24 protein-coding genes are annotated in these 17,799 nt (G+C 38.2%); 21 read left to right on the forward strand and 3 right to left on the reverse strand.

What is annotated here, in order from left to right:
* Positions 1-2: 2 nt before the first annotated feature.
* From ACFYKX_RS20455 to ACFYKX_RS20515, 13 genes are all read left to right on the forward strand, one after another.
* On the forward strand, positions 3-1,499 hold the full coding sequence (locus ACFYKX_RS20455; protein ID WP_389363128.1) for a cobyric acid synthase: 1,497 nt from the start codon (positions 3-5) through the stop codon (positions 1,497-1,499).
* On the forward strand, positions 1,496-2,287 hold the full coding sequence (gene cobS, locus ACFYKX_RS20460; protein WP_389363130.1) for an adenosylcobinamide-GDP ribazoletransferase: 792 nt from the start codon (positions 1,496-1,498) through the stop codon (positions 2,285-2,287). Before ACFYKX_RS20455 ends, cobS begins: the two co-directional genes overlap by 4 nt.
* Complete coding sequence (locus tag ACFYKX_RS20465) at positions 2,257-2,868, forward strand: histidine phosphatase family protein (RefSeq protein WP_389363132.1); 612 nt, start codon at positions 2,257-2,259, stop codon at positions 2,866-2,868. The genes cobS and ACFYKX_RS20465 overlap by 31 nt, the downstream gene beginning before the upstream one ends.
* Positions 2,820-3,257: a bifunctional adenosylcobinamide kinase/adenosylcobinamide-phosphate guanylyltransferase gene (locus ACFYKX_RS20470; protein ID WP_389363134.1), complete on the forward strand. Its 438-nt coding sequence runs from the start codon at positions 2,820-2,822 to the stop codon at positions 3,255-3,257. The genes ACFYKX_RS20465 and ACFYKX_RS20470 overlap by 49 nt, the downstream gene beginning before the upstream one ends.
* Positions 3,254-3,838 (forward strand): cob(I)yrinic acid a,c-diamide adenosyltransferase, encoded by a 585-nt coding sequence (locus ACFYKX_RS20475; RefSeq protein WP_389363135.1) that lies wholly within the window; start codon positions 3,254-3,256, stop codon positions 3,836-3,838. The genes ACFYKX_RS20470 and ACFYKX_RS20475 overlap by 4 nt, the downstream gene beginning before the upstream one ends.
* Complete coding sequence (locus tag ACFYKX_RS20480) at positions 3,838-4,329, forward strand: ECF transporter S component (RefSeq protein WP_389363137.1); 492 nt, start codon at positions 3,838-3,840, stop codon at positions 4,327-4,329. Before ACFYKX_RS20475 ends, ACFYKX_RS20480 begins: the two co-directional genes overlap by 1 nt.
* On the forward strand, positions 4,326-5,030 hold the full coding sequence (locus ACFYKX_RS20485; protein WP_389363139.1) for an ATP-binding protein: 705 nt from the start codon (positions 4,326-4,328) through the stop codon (positions 5,028-5,030). Before ACFYKX_RS20480 ends, ACFYKX_RS20485 begins: the two co-directional genes overlap by 4 nt.
* Positions 5,031-5,045: 15 nt before the next feature.
* Positions 5,046-5,675 (forward strand): histidine phosphatase family protein, encoded by a 630-nt coding sequence (locus ACFYKX_RS20490; protein ID WP_389363141.1) that lies wholly within the window; start codon positions 5,046-5,048, stop codon positions 5,673-5,675.
* A complete protein-coding gene (locus ACFYKX_RS20495) occupies positions 5,665-6,033 on the forward strand; it encodes a DUF4937 domain-containing protein (RefSeq protein WP_389363143.1) in 369 nt (122 codons plus the stop codon). The genes ACFYKX_RS20490 and ACFYKX_RS20495 overlap by 11 nt, the downstream gene beginning before the upstream one ends.
* A gap of 327 nt (positions 6,034-6,360) precedes the next feature.
* Entirely contained in the window at positions 6,361-6,708 is a 348-nt protein-coding gene (locus ACFYKX_RS20500; RefSeq protein WP_389363145.1) for a DMT family transporter, read from the forward strand.
* Between the two features lies 1 nt (position 6,709).
* Positions 6,710-7,024 (forward strand): DMT family transporter, encoded by a 315-nt coding sequence (locus tag ACFYKX_RS20505; RefSeq protein ID WP_389363147.1) that lies wholly within the window; start codon positions 6,710-6,712, stop codon positions 7,022-7,024.
* 214 nt (positions 7,025-7,238) lie between these two features.
* Entirely contained in the window at positions 7,239-7,451 is a 213-nt protein-coding gene (locus ACFYKX_RS20510) for a hypothetical protein (RefSeq protein ID WP_389363148.1), read from the forward strand.
* Between the two features lie 78 nt (positions 7,452-7,529).
* The gene (locus ACFYKX_RS20515; protein ID WP_389363231.1) at positions 7,530-7,913 is read left to right on the forward strand and encodes a VOC family protein; all 384 of its coding nucleotides are present in this window, start codon (positions 7,530-7,532) and stop codon (positions 7,911-7,913) included.
* Between the two features lie 43 nt (positions 7,914-7,956).
* On the opposite strand, the gene ACFYKX_RS20520 is transcribed toward ACFYKX_RS20515, so the two are convergent.
* Positions 7,957-8,394, reverse strand: a complete 438-nt coding sequence (locus ACFYKX_RS20520) for a cell wall hydrolase (protein WP_389363150.1) — start codon at positions 8,392-8,394, stop codon at positions 7,957-7,959.
* Positions 8,395-8,591: 197 nt separating this feature from the next.
* Here ACFYKX_RS20520 and ACFYKX_RS20525 point away from each other — a divergent pair, with 197 nt between their 5' ends.
* Together ACFYKX_RS20525 and ACFYKX_RS20530 are read left to right on the forward strand one after the other, a co-directional pair.
* Positions 8,592-8,885 carry a Dabb family protein gene (locus ACFYKX_RS20525; protein WP_389363152.1) on the forward strand — a complete coding sequence of 98 codons (294 nt, stop codon included), beginning with the start codon at positions 8,592-8,594 and terminating at the stop codon, positions 8,883-8,885.
* A gap of 132 nt (positions 8,886-9,017) precedes the next feature.
* The gene (locus tag ACFYKX_RS20530) at positions 9,018-9,437 is read left to right on the forward strand and encodes a hypothetical protein (protein WP_389363154.1); all 420 of its coding nucleotides are present in this window, start codon (positions 9,018-9,020) and stop codon (positions 9,435-9,437) included.
* 43 nt (positions 9,438-9,480) lie between these two features.
* Here ACFYKX_RS20530 and ACFYKX_RS20535 read toward each other — a convergent pair whose 3' ends face one another.
* The gene (locus ACFYKX_RS20535) at positions 9,481-9,735 is read right to left on the reverse strand and encodes a hypothetical protein (protein WP_389363155.1); all 255 of its coding nucleotides are present in this window, start codon (positions 9,733-9,735) and stop codon (positions 9,481-9,483) included.
* A 413-nt stretch (positions 9,736-10,148) separates the two neighbouring features.
* Between ACFYKX_RS20535 and ACFYKX_RS20540 the strand changes: the two genes are divergently transcribed.
* The 3 genes from ACFYKX_RS20540 to ACFYKX_RS20550 all read left to right on the forward strand — a co-directional run bounded on the left by ACFYKX_RS20540 (position 10,149) and on the right by ACFYKX_RS20550 (position 13,381).
* Positions 10,149-11,615, forward strand: coding sequence for a SulP family inorganic anion transporter (locus ACFYKX_RS20540; RefSeq protein ID WP_389363157.1), 1,467 nt, complete (start codon positions 10,149-10,151; stop codon positions 11,613-11,615).
* Between the two features lie 108 nt (positions 11,616-11,723).
* Positions 11,724-12,803, forward strand: coding sequence for a D-alanyl-D-alanine carboxypeptidase family protein (locus ACFYKX_RS20545; RefSeq protein ID WP_389363233.1), 1,080 nt, complete (start codon positions 11,724-11,726; stop codon positions 12,801-12,803).
* Between the two features lie 131 nt (positions 12,804-12,934).
* A complete protein-coding gene (locus ACFYKX_RS20550; protein ID WP_389363159.1) occupies positions 12,935-13,381 on the forward strand; it encodes a MarR family winged helix-turn-helix transcriptional regulator in 447 nt (148 codons plus the stop codon).
* A 40-nt stretch (positions 13,382-13,421) separates the two neighbouring features.
* On the opposite strand, the gene ACFYKX_RS20555 is transcribed toward ACFYKX_RS20550, so the two are convergent.
* On the reverse strand, positions 13,422-13,874 hold the full coding sequence (locus tag ACFYKX_RS20555) for a VOC family protein (RefSeq protein ID WP_389363161.1): 453 nt from the start codon (positions 13,872-13,874) through the stop codon (positions 13,422-13,424).
* 370 nt (positions 13,875-14,244) lie between these two features.
* Between ACFYKX_RS20555 and ACFYKX_RS20560 the strand changes: the two genes are divergently transcribed.
* The 3 genes from ACFYKX_RS20560 to ACFYKX_RS20570 all read left to right on the forward strand — a co-directional run bounded on the left by ACFYKX_RS20560 (position 14,245) and on the right by ACFYKX_RS20570 (position 17,596).
* Positions 14,245-14,664 carry a universal stress protein gene (locus tag ACFYKX_RS20560; RefSeq protein WP_389363163.1) on the forward strand — a complete coding sequence of 140 codons (420 nt, stop codon included), beginning with the start codon at positions 14,245-14,247 and terminating at the stop codon, positions 14,662-14,664.
* A 260-nt stretch (positions 14,665-14,924) separates the two neighbouring features.
* On the forward strand, positions 14,925-15,998 hold the full coding sequence (locus ACFYKX_RS20565; protein ID WP_389363165.1) for a D-alanine--D-alanine ligase: 1,074 nt from the start codon (positions 14,925-14,927) through the stop codon (positions 15,996-15,998).
* 215 nt (positions 15,999-16,213) lie between these two features.
* Positions 16,214-17,596, forward strand: a complete 1,383-nt coding sequence (locus tag ACFYKX_RS20570; protein ID WP_389363167.1) for a UDP-N-acetylmuramoyl-tripeptide--D-alanyl-D-alanine ligase — start codon at positions 16,214-16,216, stop codon at positions 17,594-17,596.
* The last annotated feature ends 203 nt before the right edge of the window (positions 17,597-17,799 follow it).

A 17,799-nucleotide genomic window follows, 5' to 3' on the forward strand; every position in this document is an offset into this window, starting at 1 on the left:
ACATGAAGGGTGTCATGATTCAAGGAACTGCCTCAGACGTGGGCAAGAGTTTGGTAGTAACCGCTCTTTGTCGGATTCTTGCCAATGAGGGAATAAACGTAGCCCCGTTTAAATCTCAAAATATGTCTAATAACTCTTACGTAACGATCGATGGAAGTGAGATTGGGCGAGCCCAAGGAATTCAGGCAGAGGCAGCTAAAACAGAAGCAACGGTTTGGATGAACCCGATTTTATTAAAACCCCGATCTGATATGCAGTCAGAAGTAGTTTTACTAGGAAAAGCAACAGAGACATTATCCGGAAGAGGGTATCGAGAAACTTTTTACGAAAAAGGAATAGAGGTTATTCAAACAGCTCTCGAAAGGATAGAAAAAGAGTTTGATGTGGTTGTTATTGAAGGGGCAGGTAGCCCGGTTGAAATCAATCTAAAGGATAGAGAATTAGTCAATATGAAAGTTGCTGAGTTGGCGGATGTGCCGGTTATTTTGGTAGCAGACATTGACCGAGGTGGTGTATTCGCAACGATTGTAGGGACCCTTGAGCTTTTCACTCCTGAGGAGAGACAAAGAGTCAAAGGAGTCATCATTAACAAATTCCGCGGGGATATCGGGTTGTTTGAAGATGGAGTTAAGTGGCTAGAGGAGAAGACGGGTATCCCTGTGCTCGGTGTATTGCCCTATATTCATAACCATATGATTGATGGAGAGGATTCTTTGTCAATTGGTAGTCAATTTTCTAAGGAGCAGAATGGAAACATGGATATTGCGGTCATTCATCTACCTTATATTTCTAATTATAGTGATGTAGAGCCTTTTACTTTTGAAGAAGATGTCTCGATCAGGTTTGTTAAACACCCTTCTCAATTTGGTAGTCCAGATGCTGTAATCATACCCGGAACAAAAAGCACCATAAGTGATTTAAACTTTTTAAGAGATACAAAGCTTGATAAGTTAATCGAGAATCATGTAAGAAATGGTGGTCATATTGTTGGGATTTGTGGCGGCTATCAAATGTTGGGAACAACGATTACCGATTTAGCTGGTTCGGATACAGGTGTCCCTTTTACAAAGGTAAACGGGTTGGGTTTCATTCCTGCTGAAACCAATTTTTATCATGAAAAGAAGACCGTTCGTGTGAAAGGAAACTATCACCCAAGCACAGAATTAACAGGAAGTACTTCTGTAAAAGGTTATGAAATTCATTTAGGACAAACTGAGCAAGAGCAGGGATTCTTCTTACAACTAGAGAATGGTAAGGAAGAAGGATATTACGGCGAGGATGGAAAAATTATCGGAACTTACCTTCACCATTTGTTTCATAATGACGAGTGGCGGAATATATGGTTAAATGAACTTCGCAAAAAGAAGAACCTTCCATTGAAAAGTATCGTCCATGTAGAAAACCAAAAGGACGAGAAGTATGACCTATTGGCATCTCAAATAAAAGCTCATCTTAATTGGGTAAAAGTTAAAGACATTATAGACGGTGATTCTCTATGATTTTTCTAAAAGGATTAGTAATTAATCTACAATTCTTTACGATGATTCCCATTCATAGAGAAATGCCAATGGATCACCTCCATTTACGAGCAGCAGTAAGAACGTTCCCTATTTTAGGGTTATTACAAGGGGTTCTATATGCAGGACTACTGTATTTACTCATTGAATGGACTTCTTTTTCTCCGCTTGCAAGTTCTTTTATGCTTTGGCTATTTATGATCGTCTTAACAGGCGCTATCCATCTAGACGGGTGGATGGATTCAAGCGATGCGTTCTTTTCTTATCGTGATAAAGAAAAGCGGCTGGAGATCATGAAAGATCCTAGGGTAGGAGCTTTTGGAGTTATATCGATCATCATTTTATTAAGCTGTCGATTTCTATTTATTTATGAGATTACGGTTTCTATAACAAACCTATCTTATTTACTTATTGGAATTATCCCTTTATTAAGTAAAGGAATAATGGGAGCTGTTTTAGTTACAGTGAAATCTGCAAAGGATGAAGGATTAGCCTTGCTGTTTCAAAAAGCCGCTGATTCCAATGTGCTATTCATTTATCCGGTTTATTTTCTGCTAATCCTGGGACTGATCTCCTTAGTGAGTATGGAGGCACTAATTTTAACACTTTTACTATTGGTTGTTTCCTTTGCCTGCTATTTTTTTAGCCGAAGAAAATCAGTAAAGTGGTTTGGTGGGATCACTGGGGATGTAGTTGGAGCAACAGTAGAAGGGACTGAACTAGTGCTATGGATGACCGTGTGGTTATTACATTATTTCGTCATGGGGTAACCGAAGAAAATAAACGGAAAGCATACCTCGGCTGGAATGATTCCCCTCTATGTGGAGAAGAGAAAAAGAGATTAGCAAGCCTTCACTTAACAGAGGAGTATGATTTATTTTTCTCAAGTGATTTAGAAAGGTGTTTAGCGACTTTAAGGCTTTTGGAGCCTAAGGTAGATCCAATCATTGTCCCGGAGTTTAGAGAGATGTGCTTTGGGGAGTTTGAGGGAAAAACTTATCATGATTTAAAAGAAAATGTTCAATACAAGAGTTGGCTCGAGGATTGGCTTTCATATTCTCCACCTGGTGGCGAATCGTATGAGGCGTTTTCCGCAAGGATTATATCGGGGTGGAACCGAATATTAGATATTTTGCTAGAAAAACAGGCTCGCGGAGCGTTTATCATGACTCATGGTGGCGTCATAAAATATTTACTAACAAGGTTTGCTCCTGAAGAGAAGAACTTCTGGGAGTGGAGCACCCCACATGGAAATGGCTTTGAATTAACGTTTGATTTAAGTGGGATTAGGAGGGGAGATCGATGCACTTTGTTACGGGTGGTGCCTTTAACGGAAAAAGAGACTGGGTAACAAAACAGTACCCGGAAGCCCATTGGGTGTCCGCCTACAAGGGTGAGACATTCGTTGACCTTTCTAATTTAGAACATTTCGAGTGTGTTGTATTTGAAGGCATTGAGCAATGGATCAAGAATGATGCTACGGGGCTTAATCGCAGAACAGCATTAGATAAATGGCGTGAAATTATTGAACAATGGATAGACTGGGAACATAAAAAACAAAATCGCCAAGTAATTATTATTGGTACAGATATAAGCAAAGGAATTGTGCCAATTAGCAAAGAGGATCGGTTGTGGCGTGATATAACAGGTTGGGTATATCAAGTATTAGCTTTAAACTCTAGTCGAGTAGATGCAATTTGGTATGGAATAAATACGACCATTAAGGGGGATTTAAAATGAGAATTTATACTAGAACAGGTGATAAAGGGCAAACAAGTATTATAGGTGGAAGAGTTGATAAAGACGATGTGCGCGTGGAAGCCTACGGGACAGTAGACGAAGTGAATTGTTTTGTTGGTCAAGCGATGACAGAACTAGATGGTGAACTTTTTAAAGATGTGTTAGATGATTTAGAAAAAATTCAGCACGAGCTTTTTGATTGTGGTGGAGACTTAGCTACGGTAACTGATAAAAGAGAACCGAAACTGAAAGAAGAGTCTATTGAGTACTTAGAAACGAAAATAGATGAATTTATTAAAGAGGCTCCTGAATTAGAGCGATTTATTTTACCAGGAGGATCGAAGCCTTCCGCATCTATTCATATTGCAAGAACGGTAACAAGAAGAGCAGAGAGATTAGTGGTAAGCTTACGCAAAGTTGATCCAGAAACACCGAAAGTGTGCTTACAATACTTAAACAGACTTTCAGATTATTTCTTCGCCCTTGCTAGAGTAGTGAATTTCCGCTTGAATGTAAAAGATGTTGAGTATGTAAGAAGCGCGAAGGTTTTTAGAGAAGGGAAGCGCAAGGAGGATAAATAATGGCTGGAAGGAAGATTAGCTGGCTAGCACTTCTAATTGCCCTTTCAGTTGTAGGGTCAATGTTAAAAATTCCTGCGGTTGTAGGCAGTATTGCCCTTGATGCCTTTCCTGCGTTAATTGCTGCGAGTTTATTTGGTGGGGGTTTGGGTGCAGTTGTGGCTGGAATAGGTCATCTAGTGTCAGCTCTTGTGGGAGGGCTCCCGCTCGGGCCTTTCCATATCCTTATCGCACTTGAAATGAGCCTACTTGTCTGGATTTACGGTAGGTTATACCAACAAGGAAAAAAGGTGTTGGCAGGATCGTTATTTGTTTTAGGAAACACATTTGCTGCTCCACTGCCGTTCATATTTTTCATAAGTAAAGCCTTCTATATGGGGATTGTTCCCTCCCTTTTAGTTGGGTCCTTACTTAATATTGGTTTAGCCCTTCTTTTGGCACCAAGACTTATGACTGTTTCACGTCAATTTCAGCAGGGAGAAGCTAGGAAATGAGAAATGTAACAGTGGTTCCTTTTAGTGAGAAAGAGGAGTTGGTATTGGCTACCGATAATAGCGGTGGAATTGGCTTAAAAGAGGGGGACTTCGTGAAAGTTCCCTATGATGTGGTTGGCTATTATTCTCTTAGAGTAGCAATAATGGAATGTTTAGCGGCTGGTGCGACTCCGATCTCGGTTGTCATTCATAACTTTTCAGGGGACGAGAGTTGGGGGGCGCTTGTAAAAGGAGTCAAACAAGGACTAGAAGAAGTCAGTATGCTTAAAATTCCAATTACCGGAAGTTCAGAGAGTAATTTTTCTCTCATGCAATCTGCTGTTGGGATGATTGTGGTTGGGAAAAGAGAAGTTAAAAAGCGTGTTAGACCAATCTTCGATCAAGTAAATCTAGCAGTCATAGGAATGCCGTTAGTAGGAAATGAAGTTGTGACTATGGGGGAACGGGTTGCACCTCTTTCACTTTTTAAAGAGCTTTCTAGTATGGAAGGTGTGACGGTTTGGCCTGTAGGATCAAAAGGGATTTTGCTTGAGGTTAAACAAATGTTTCCTGAGGTAGAGATATGTGAGATTGTTGCCGAGCTAGATGTTGCGAAATCCGCTGGACCTTCAACTTGTTTTATTATTGCTTATGATCATAGTGTGGAAGACGAGGTTAAGAAGTGTGCGGGTTATTTTTACCACGAGATTCATCCCGCATAGATTGGAGAAGGAATAATGTTATATTTATATGTTACTAGACACGGTGAAACAGAATGGAATGTACAGAAAAGGATGCAAGGGCATCTAGACTCCAATTTAACGGCAGAGGGTCTCCTTCATGCCGAATTACTTGGTAAAAGGTTAGCTTCTGTAGAATTTGAAGCCGTGATTTCAAGTCCAAGTGTTAGAACGATGCAAACGTCTGAAAAAATTATAGGAGATCGAACTCTCCCATTAAAGAAAGATGAGCGTTTGAAGGAAATCCACTTGGCTACTTGGGAAGGGAAGACTCATGATGAAATAAAAGCAATGGCCCCCAATGATTTTGATAACTTTTGGAATAACCCACTGGAATTTAGAAATGATCCAGGAGAAAGCTTTTATGATGTAAAGTCACGAGTGGAAACGGTAATTAAAGATATCGAGAAAACCTATCAGTCTGGGAATGTACTCGTCGTTAGTCATGCTGTTGTGATTAAAACATTACTGATGATTTGTAAAAATAATACGTTGGATACTCTTTGGGATCCACCTTTTATTAATGGAACAAGCCTGTCAATTATTAAAATTCAAAATGGAAAAATGGACCTTATTCTTGAAGGAGATACATCCCATAAAGACGAGGTACTTGGACATGCTGATTAAGCGGATTACTTGTACTGTTGATAAGAGTCAGAAAGAACATTTCCACAAAGCTCAGATTGACTGGGGAAAATTAAGTGCTGTTCCCGGTTTTGTTTGTCAGATTGGCGGATGGAAAGTGGATAAGGCTCATATTATTGCTCTATGGGAAAATAAAGATGCTTATCGTCATTTTATGGATGCTATTCATGATGAAATTTTTCATGATTCTAAGCAAGAGAAAACATATCGTTCGATAGAAGTTAGTATATTGGATGAAGAGTTGAACTTCTCACAGGCGATACGAGCACTTCAAGAAGAGGGTATTACAATTGTTCATGAGTGGACAGTGAAAGGTGAAAATCAGAGCATCTCCCTATAAAAAGGGGGATTTTTTTATTTTGTGGCTTGGATTTGGTATATTTGGGGGAGTAATTTATTAATTTTGGTATTAATACGTTAACTTCATCTAGGTATGTGATGTCACTAATGGAGTTTACATGATCAGATTTATCAGCATATGTATCACTACGGGAGTTTTCGCAATCAGTGGTATGCGTCAATTTTAAGATTTATGAGACTTTTTTTAAAGGTATGCGGCTTTTTAGAGAGCTACGCGGCAATTTGCCCACGTTACGCGTCATTTTGAAGATTTTATGCCGGGCATGGGGCAGGTTTATTACTATAACTTTCGTAAGGGGTTTAAAAAATGGCTTGGTTCTACTTATTGTTAGCTGGTCTAAGTGAAATAGGCTGGGCATTCGGCCTGAAATATTCAAAGGGATTTACAGAGGTAATTCCTACTATTATTACAATCATTCTCATACTGGTTAGCTTTACGCTTTTTTCAAAATCAATAAAAACCATTCCAATTGGGACGGCGTATGCCATCTTTACCGGGATAGGGGCAGCAGGAACGGCGATTGTCGGGATGGTTTTTCTAAATGAAAGCGGAGGGTGGCTAAAAGTTTTATTCCTAAGTTTGTTGTTAGGTGGAATTATTGGCTTGAAGATGACCACCCCGGATGAAGAGACTGAAAGAGTAGGGGAGAATTAAAGTGGCGTGGATCTATTTAATCATTGCAGGAATTGGTGAAATTGGGTTTGTCATTTTTATGAAGCTATCGGAGGGATTTACTCGCCACCGGTATACCGCGCTCTCTGTTGTTTCAGGCGGGCTTAGCTTTTACTTTCTTTCAAAAGCCCTATTAGAAATCCCCATTGGAACAGGGTATGGAATTTGGACCGGAATTGGAGCTGCCGGAAGTGTACTATTGGGGATGCTTTTTTTCGGGGAATCAAGGGATCGCAAAAGAGTCTTTTTTATTGGGATGATTATTGCGGGTGCTATTGGGTTGAAGGTGATTGGATAAGCTAGTACCAATTTTGTTGATTTTTTTAGTGTAAGTAGGTATTAAGATTGGTTGTTAATGCACGTTTTTAAAAATTTATACTAAAGGGGGAACTAATATTTAATGTTAGTTCCTATTTTTATGATTTCTCAGACATTAAGTCAACAGGTCCCATTGCGAATGCCAAATTTTACATATATATTTAAAGTATTATAGCTACTTGGGGATGCATGATGTGGACAATCAGATTGTTACATTAAAGGAACGACCGTTTGATCCATGGATACGGGTACACTGTAAGACAGGTGCTGAAATGGAGAAAATGGCAGAAGCATCTATGGTCATAGAGGCATCGGTTTCAGAGTGGAAAAGCTGGATCAGCTTGAAGTTACCTATTTCTGCTCAGTACCTTTTAGGGTGGGCTAGTTCCACTAAAGGTGGATATTGAGAACAATAAGGCTGTTTATGTTGAACCTAATGTCTGGATTCAGCATCAATTATAATACATAAGAGAAGGTGTGAAATGATGGAACTTAAAATGGGTTATGTGATTTTGTATGTAGATGACTTAGTAAAAACTAAACATTTTTACGGTGATCTACTTGGGTTAGAGCTTAGAGGAGAATATGGGTCATACATAGAATACAACACAGGGTCCACGATTCTTTCGATGAACACTCGAGCAGGTGGAAGAGAGGTAACGAACCTACCCATTCCCGATGGGCTACGAAAGGAACAAACTTTTGAACTTGGGTTTGTTACAAAAGATGTTCCAGGTGTGGTCGAAAAGCTCCGAGTGGCGGGAGTATCTATATTAATGGAGCCAATGGAAAAACCTTGGGGACAAACCGTAGCGTATGTAGAGGACCCGGATGGACATTATATTGAAATTTGTACTCCGATGGGATGATATTTCAAAAGGGAACACCCCACATTTTTGTGGGGTGTTATTTCTAACTATAGGCACCTTCGCATGTATTAGCGATTGGCTCATAATAACAATGTAATTTATATCGTCCTGTGAAGGGTTGATTGTACCATGTAGGGGGACATTCACCAAACGGATTAAAATACCAAAGAGCATACTTAGAAGGATGTTCTCTCCAGTATTTTAAGGTTTGTTCGGCTAATCTTCTTTCTACAGCTCTTGCTGGATTATAAAAAAGGTTGCCTTTTTGTACGGCTTCAAAAGAGTAATTTCCTCCTTGAACTTGGTAAATCACGTCTCGTATGGACCTTAGATCTTTAAAATCCAAACAATTGGCCCTAAGTCGGTTTACGATAACATTACCTACCATGAGCATCCCTAGTTTTCCTTCGCCCTCAGCTTCCGCTCGCATCATCCTAGCAATCAAGTCAATGTCGCTGTTGTTGTATTTTACTCTAGCCACCTTTAATCACCTCTAAAAGAATTGTATGGGAAAAGGTATACAAAAATGTTTGTCTGTATAATTTTTATCCAACTTATTCATCTCCTTTGGATGTCTATAGAGAATTAAAAGGACATGCCCATGTTGGATAATTGATACTGGACAATCTAACATGTAAAATAAAAAAGCAAAATTAATTAGAATCGAGGGAATTATATATGATTCAACGTACTGTACTTGTGAAATTTGCGGAAACCACGACACAAGAGCAACTAGTTGAGGTTGTTAACCGTTTTAAAGCACTAGAAACCGTCTTAACAGGAATAGTTGAAATTCAAGCAGGGCTAAATATAGCTGAAAAAAGTAAGGAGTTCCAAGTGATCCTTATGGTTCGCTTTGAGGATCAGGCTGCATTAGATGCTTATACGGTAAATGAAGATCATCAGGCTGTTGCAGCATTTATTCGAGAGGTTGGGCGTGTGGACAGTATCGGAGTAGATATTGAACTATAATAGACACCATACAAAAGACATTGACTTGTTTCAATGTCTTTTTAATATGATGCCATTTGGTAAAGACCCTCTACGAAAACACATAGTTCCCCTAAAGAAGACCATACTATTCATTGTGAGGTGATAAGTAGGTTGATTTTAAAAACAATCATTTCTTTAAGTGTTTTATTCAATTGGGGTTATATGACTGTAAACAATGAGGTTAATGTTCCACCGCCAAAAGTTATTAAGACAGTATATACAAATATACCTGAAGATAATAACTGGGTTACCATACCGAAGGGTACGAAAGAAATCACTATTTCTGTAGAAGCCAAGAACACAGAAACGGTGCTGTTTTGGCTTATTCCCACAGGAACTGAGACTTGGTGGGAGCGACGACTCATTGGGTACGATATAAATGAAAATAAAGAAAACAAGTTTAATGAAACGCAAAAGTTCTCTTTAACTTGGAAAATAGACAGACCTTTTCTTCACGATCATTTGATAGTGGAACTTGTAGGCATGCATGAAGTTACCGGAGGGGGAAGTATCAATATTAGTATGGAATAGTAAAGAATCTAAACTGTTCTCTAAAACTCCCCTTCTTAATCACCTAGGATCTTAACGGATTTTTCTTAAGATAAAAAATGACTGCCAATATGACTAGAAGTAACGGAATAAATTTTGCCCAGGGAAAAGGTGGGTAGCCACTAAATAACCAAGCAACAGGGTAGATTAAAATGGCACTAACCAATATGCCAATCCATGATTTCTTTATCCATGCATATATCAATATAATAATTGAAGCAATTAACAAAGGGTAAAACAAATTCAATGAACCTAGTAATAGACCCATAAATTCTTCCATTAAATAACCTCCTAATTTAGACCTTGGTTTTATTTTACCATAAAATTACATATGAAGTGTCACCAAAGAGTCAACAAGGTTGTTTAACCAGACAAATTTCAAAGAAGACCAAATCATACACGATTTGGTCTTTCATTTTTTCTGGTTTTTCAACTAATAAATAGCACAGGGAATATGGTAAAAGATGATATTAAATAAGCTCGAATAGTTAAACATTTAGGTATTCGTATTTTTAACTGTTTTTATAGTAAAAAGGAGAAATTGAAAGAAAACCAAAGAATGATAGTAATATAAACGCTTTCATAATAGTTGTGAATTTACCCAGATGTGATATGATTTTTATGTTTTCGACGGCCCGGACTTTGATGAGAGTTCAAAGTCAACAAAAATAGATTAGAAGAGGTGTTGTTTGTTTGAGAGTTACTACAATTAAAGAACAGTGGTTCGGTAACGTTAGAGGCGATGTTCTAGCGGGTATCGTTGTGGCCCTTGCGCTTATTCCTGAGGCAATTGCTTTTTCCATTATCGCAGGAGTTGACCCGATGGTGGGTCTATATGCTTCATTCTGTATCGCAGTTACGATTGCAATCGTTGGTGGAAGACCAGGGATGATTTCTGCTGCGACTGGCGCGATGGCGTTATTAATGATCACATTGGTAAAAGATCATGGTCTCCAGTATTTATTTGCTGCGACTATTTTAACTGGGGTTTTTCAGATTTTATTTGGTGTGTTTAAATTAGCCAGATATATGAAATTTATACCTAGATCCGTTATGATTGGGTTTGTAAATGCGTTAGCCATCCTTATTTTTATGGCTCAATTAGAACAGTTTGTTGATGCAACTTGGGTTATGTATACAATGGTTGCTGGAGCATTAGCTATTATCTACATTTTCCCGAGAATAACTAAAGCTGTTCCTTCTCCTTTAGTTGCGATTATCGTGATTTCGATTATTGCTATTGCTACTAAAAGTGATGTTAGAACAGTAGGAGATATGGGGGCAATCACGTCCGCATTACCTGCATTCTTTATCCCGAATGTTCCTTTAAATTTTGAAACATTACAAATCATCTTTCCTTATGCGTTTGGGTTAGCGATCGTTGGTTTACTTGAATCGTTATTAACAGCATCAATTGTTGATGATATGACAGATACATCAAGTGATAAAAACAGAGAAAGCCGCGGGCAAGGAATTGCGAACATCGTTGCTGGATGCTTCGGTGGTATGGCTGGTTGTGCGATGATTGGTCAATCTGTTATTAACGTTAAATCTGGTGGTAGAGGCCGACTTTCTGCACTAGTTGCCGGGGTATTCTTAATGTTCCTAATTTTAGTACTAGGAAAAGTGGTAGTACAAATCCCAATGGCTGCTTTAGTTGGGGTTATGATCATGGTTTCAATCGGTACTTTCGATTGGTCGTCCATTAAAGGTCTTTCAAAAGCACCTATTACAGACTCCATTGTAATGGTCACAACCGTAGTTACAGTTGTGTTTACTCATAACCTTGCTATCGGTGTATTTGCCGGAATCATTTTAAGTGCAATTTTCTTTGTTGCTAAAATTTCTAAAGTTCACATTACTTCAAAACTTGAAAAAGACATTAAAACATATAAAGTAACAGGTCAAATTTTCTTCGCGTCAGTTGACGAAATTATTGCTGCTTTCGATTTTAATGAAGATGCAAAAGAAGTAGAAATTGATTTAAGTCAGGCGCATGTTTGGGATGATTCAGCTGTTGCAGCTATTGATAAAATTGTTATAAAACTAAGAGATAATGGTGTTGTAGTTCGACTTGTCGGATTAAATGCACCAAGTTCAAACTTAATAGATCGTTTAGCAGTTCACCGTAAGCCAGGTGCTAGATTATCTGGTCATTGATAAATTGAGCCTCCAATTCTGGGGGCTTTTTATTTTGCCCAAATTTGAATAATCACATGAAGAAACAGTAAAAAATAAACGTACTAACTGACCAAGAAAGGGGATATGATGAAAAAGTTTAAAATAATTTCCACACTAATTATGGTGTTTACTATAGCGAGTAGTCAAACGAATGTTGGACATGCGATATCGGCGAAGGGCGCAATCCTGATGGAACAAGAGTCAGGACGGGTTTTATACGAAAGAAATGCTCATACGCAAATGAGAATTGCAAGCATTACAAAAATCATGACAGCCATACTCGCGATTGAGTCAGGAAAACTCGAGGAAGAAGTGGAAATAAGTGAAAGAGCAGCCCGTACCGAAGGCTCATCTCTTTATATAAAACCAGGGGATAAAGTAAAACTCATTGAACTGACTTATGGCTTAATGCTACGTTCAGGGAATGATTCAGCCGTTGCCATTGCTGAACATGTTAGCGGAAGTGTTGAGGACTTTGTAAAGATAATGAACAAAAAAGCAAAAGAAATAGGGATGAAAAATACAATATTTGCGAATCCTCACGGTTTAGACGATCATGAAAATCACTATTCCACCGCTTATGACATGGCTCTTCTTACTCAATACGCTATGAAAAATGAGACATTTGCAAAAGTAACGGGAACTAAGCAATACAAATGTGAGTCTTTAAACTCTACCTGGAATAACAAACATAGACTTGTAACAGGTCTTTATAAATATACCACTGGTGGTAAAACCGGCTATACAAGAAGGGCGAAACGAACACTGGTATCAACAGCTGAAAAAGATGGTTTAAAACTAATCGTGGTAACGATTAATGACAGAAATGATTGGAAAGACCACATGAGTTTATTTAATCAAGGATTTAGCACATACGAATCAGTAAAAATAATTGATCATAACGACGAGATTAATGTAGATAGTTCGCTTGTAGGAAACGTTTATACAAAAGAGGACTTTATTTTCCCTTTGAAGGGTGAAGAGAGGGAAGGTATAAGTCTGAAGGTTGTTCCAAAAAAAGGGAAGGACACTAACAAACCAGTTGGAAAAGTGGAAGTATATCTAAAAGACGAACTAATTGGTGAATTAGACTTCTACGTAAAACAACCTTTTAAAGAGGAGCCTGAAGAAAAAGGACTCTGGGATAAGATTAAAAGTATTTTTTAAAGTAAGATAGGCTGCTTGTCAGTCTATCTTTTTTAGGTAAGTAAAAAAGAGAATGTAAATACCTAAATAATTGAGTTCTTCAACAAAATTCATTAGAATTAATGTAATAATTAGAGTGAGTTGGTGAGCAAGTGGAGAATTATCGTTCAATTTTTCAAACTTTAAATAGACGTTTTGGATTATTAAATAAAAACTGCTGCCAAGTAGGTGGGGCTGAATTATCTTTAATTCAAAGTCATATTTTATTCGAAATCGATCACGACAAACAGCCATTAATGAACCAGGTAGCAGAGAGACTAGGCATAGATATGTCAACCTTTAGTAGACAAATTCAAACCTTAATAAAAATGGGATTAGTAACAAAAAGTCAACATTCAGAAGATAAACGAGCTTTCATTCTATCATTAACAACTGAAGGGAAATACGTAGCTACTGCTATAAGCACAGATATGAATCAATATCTTGAGGAAGTTTTCTCCCATATGAGTGAGTTTGAAAAGGAAGTTGTTATAAAGTCTGTCAAACTTTTAAATGAAAGCATGGCCAAGTCGACTGTTTGCTGTAAACCAATGTATTAAGGTTAAAAAACAAGCATGATGAAAAAAATCATGCTTGTTTTTATATTTTTTCCCAGTCACTTAAATACATCATTTCATGCTCTTGGGATGTTTTGTTTAGTTTGCAAATGAATTCTATACTATTTCCATCAGGATCATTAAAGTAGACCATTGCGTGGCCATCTCTTGGCATGACAATCGGTTCTATCGGTGCAAAACCAAAATCTTCCCTTAGCTCAATTCCTAGGGAAAGTAAATGTGTTTTCGCATTTTTTAAATCCTCCAATGAAACTTCAAAGGCAATATGTCTCAAGGAAGGGTGATACGGTGTCTTAACAGCCTGCTCATTCTCCCATAGACCAATCCAACTTCTACCCGGATCTATCCAAAAGAAAGCAACCTTATCATGTTCTTGAGGCTCCCTCGTAAGTGTTAGGCCTAACTTTTTATAAAAAGAGATGGAAGCCTGTAAATTGCTAACTGGTAAATGCGCCTCGTATAAACCTTTTATCATTGAAATTCCCCTAACTTAATTTGGTATCTTGAATATACATTTTTTATCCATTTGAGAAATTCTTCAAAAGTCTACTTTTGGACTCATACTTTTGGATGAGGGTAATTAGAATTTAAGACAATATAGCTTTATTGAGCCAACCTAAGGGAGCCTTTCAGTTAGGGAGTCAAACTCTATAAGTTTGTTATATTACAATGTTCTTAAATTTGTTAAAGATTTCTTTTTCCACCATATGTTAATAGATTATAATGGTTTTTATAAATGTCTGTCTCTTACGCTAATCCTTTTGAGGCAAGTTAACCCTTTGACAATATCGACAAGACGTTTTGGTTGTTGGGGTAAAGGCAAATCCACGTTATGAGGTGATGAAATGTTCAATAAAGTTTTAGTTGCGGCTGATGGATCTGACCATTCAATACGTTGCTTTGAAAAGGCACTACATTTAGTTGAAAGTAACCCTAGTGCTGAAATGACCATTATCTACGTAGTGGATGGGCAAAAATCAAAAGAAGATATCTTACATCATTTTGATAAAACAGCAGTGGAGCAAACGAGGAAAAATCGACTAGCTCCTCTTGAAAGCGTTTTAAAAGATAAGAAGTTGCCTTATAAAATTGAAATCCTACATGGTGAACCGGGACCAACCATCGTTGAATACGCAAATGCACGCTCCTTTGATATCGTTGTAGTCGGAAGCAGGGGATTAAATTCCTTGCAAGAAATGGTATTGGGAAGTGTAAGTCATAAGGTGGCCAAAAGGGTAAAGGCCCCTGTCATGATTGTAAAGTAAAACGCAGATCATTCTGCGTTTTTTGTTATGGATTTAGATTTTATTTTTATAATGTCTAAAAAAATTGTTGGTTATTGACATTTTCCGCTAACGTTTGTAAGGTTTGAATCAAGCCATATTCATCATACATATATAAGTAAGAACAAAAAATATCGATAGGAAAAAATTCCTTTCATAAACACACCCCTTTTTACTCACTAACTTTTTTCGGAAGATGGTAAAATAGTGAGGTGTGACCCATAGAAAATGGAGGTACTTAAATGAAAACAAAGCTTGGTTTATTATACGGCGGAAAATCAGCTGAACATAGTGTTTCGATGCAAACAGCTCTTGCCGTTATTAATGCTCTAGATTTTGAAAAATTCGAAATTCATCCTGTATATATAACTGAACAAGGACAGTGGGTTAAAGGTGCACTTTTAAATGGACCAGTAGAGACTGTTAAGCAACTGGAGTTTTCTGAAGGAGAATCCGTAGCCCCAACAGCTTTAGCTCCTACTTTACAAACAAAAGGTGAAAAAGGATCATTTGATGTCATTTTTCCTCTGCTCCACGGGCCGAATGGTGAGGACGGAACGGTTCAAGGGTTACTTGAGCTTCTAAACCTTCCTTATGTAGGAAATGGTGTACTATCCTCCTCCGCAGGGATGGATAAAGTCATCATGAAAAACATTTTTGCTCAAGCAGGGCTTTCTCAAGTAAATTACTCGTGGTTTATCCGTTCAGACTGGGAACGTGATAGCGATACCGCATATGAAACGGTTGAGAAGAAACTAGGCTATCCTTGCTTTGTGAAACCTGCTAACCTTGGATCAAGTGTAGGAATTAGCAAATGTAGAAACCGAAAAGAGTTGGAAGTGGCATTCCAAGAAGCTTTCCAATTTGATCGCAAAGTAATTGTCGAAGAGGGAATCACAGCTAGAGAAGTGGAAATCGGTGTTTTAGGGAATGACAATCCTGAGTGCTCAGTAGCAGGGGAAATTGTTCCTAAGGTAGATTTTTACGATTATAAAGCTAAGTATGAAGACGGCAACACAGCCTTAATTATACCGGCAGAAATCACAGAGCAAGAATATGCAATGTTAAAAGAAATGGCTGTAAAAGCATTCAAAGCACTAGACTGCTCTGGATTAGTAAGGGCGGATTTCTTTTTAACAAAAGATGGGAAGGCATATATTAATGAGGTCAATACGATGCCAGGGTTTACTCCATTCAGTATGTTCCCGCTTCTATGGAAGCATACAGATGTAGATTATCCGTCATTAATTGAGCGTCTTGTAAATCTCGCGTTAGAAAGACATGAAGAGAAGCAAAAAATTAAATATACATTTTAATAAGCTCAGCTTAAAAGGGGCTCAGATTGAGTGATGAGGTAAGGGGATCTGTCAAAAGGATTCCCTCTTCCTTTTACAAGGCACTTTTCGAGAACAATCTGTGCTTGAGACAATTAAGAATAACAACCATTTATACGCTTTTACAAAAGAATTAATTAGGTTATAACGATAAGGATTTAGTACTACTCATTATACATATAGGAGGTGCATTTTTTATGATAAAAAGAACACTGAAGCAAATAGAAAATATGATTCAAATAGAAAATGACCTATCAGCTTTTAGGGAAGTATCTATTAAAGGAGTTTCTATTGATTCGAGAAAAATTGAACAAGGTCAGTTGTTTGTTCCTTTTAAGGGTGAGAATATCGATGGTCATAAATTTGTGGAAGATGCCATTCAAAAAGGAGCTGCCGCTGCATTTTGGCAAAAAGATGTCCCCAACCCACCTTTACACTTACCAATATTAATGGTGGAGGACTGTTTGGTGGCCTTACAGGAATTGTCTAGAAGCTACCGCAAGCAACTTGAAGTGAGAACCGTTGGGATTACGGGAAGTAACGGGAAGACTACGACGAAGGATATGATTACAAACCTGCTCTCTCTACAGTTCAAGGTTCAGAAAACTGAAGGGAACTACAATAATCATATCGGCCTTCCTCTCACGATTTTAAGTTTGGAAGAAGATACAGAGATTGCTGTTTTAGAGATGGGGATGAGCGGTAGAGGGGAAATAGAGTTCCTTACTAAGCTGGCTGAACCCGAAGCGGTGATTATTACTAACATAGGCGAGGCACATCTACAAGATCTAGGCTCTAGAGAGGCTATTGCTGAAGCAAAACTAGAAATTATTGAAGGTCTGAAGGAAAATGGGTTAATTGTCTATCATGGGGATGAACCACTTTTAAAAGAACCATTGAAAAATTTAACAAGAAAAGCGACTACGCAGACTTTTGGTCAAGGCGAAGAGAATGATCTGTATCCTGTCCAAGTAAAACAAACAGATATTGGGAGCACATTCACAACGAATATGATGAGTGCGGAATTTCACCTACCTGTACTAGGCATTCACAATGTATTAAACGCCCTAGGCTCTATGCTTATAGCTCGATATTTTGGAGTTGCATTTGAGAAGGTAAACGAAGGCTTTTCGACGTTAAAGTTAACCAATATGCGAATGGAACTTTTAGAAGGAGCAGCTGGCGAAAGAATCATTAACGATGCTTACAATGCTAGCCCAACATCAATGAGGGCAGCTATAAACCTTGTTACGGAGCTTGCTGGATTTGAGAAGAAAATTCTTGTTTTGGCAGATATGCTGGAGCTAGGACCGGAGGAAAACAAGTTTCATCTTGAAGTAGGAGAGAACTTGGATTCAAGTAAGATTGACTATATTTTCACGTATGGGAAGTTAGGGCAATTTATTGCGGAAGGAGCTAAGAAGGTTTTCCCTGAGAACCGTGTATTTTCTTTTACTAATAAAGAAGAACTAAGTGAAAGCTTAAAACCGCATATTACTCAAAGTACGTTAATTTTAGTAAAAGGATCAAGAGGGATGAAGCTTGAGGATGTAGTTCATGACCTTCAGCAGAGTCGTTAAAGGAGAAGAGACGGGTTTTGACAGGAACAGGAGAATAAAGCTTTGCTGAGCCAGAAGGATTCTGACAGGAGCGTAGGAAAATAGGCTTGGTCGAGTCAGAAGAAGGGTGAAGTTCTGACAGGAGCGGAGGAAAATCGCTTGGTAGAGTCAGAAGAAGGGTGAAGTTCTGACAGGAGCGGAGGAAAATCGCTTGTTAGAGTCAG

The organism is Cytobacillus spartinae (assembly GCF_042865285.1).
Classification (GTDB): Bacteria; Bacillota; Bacilli; order Bacillales; family Cytobacillaceae; genus Robertmurraya_A; species Robertmurraya_A spartinae.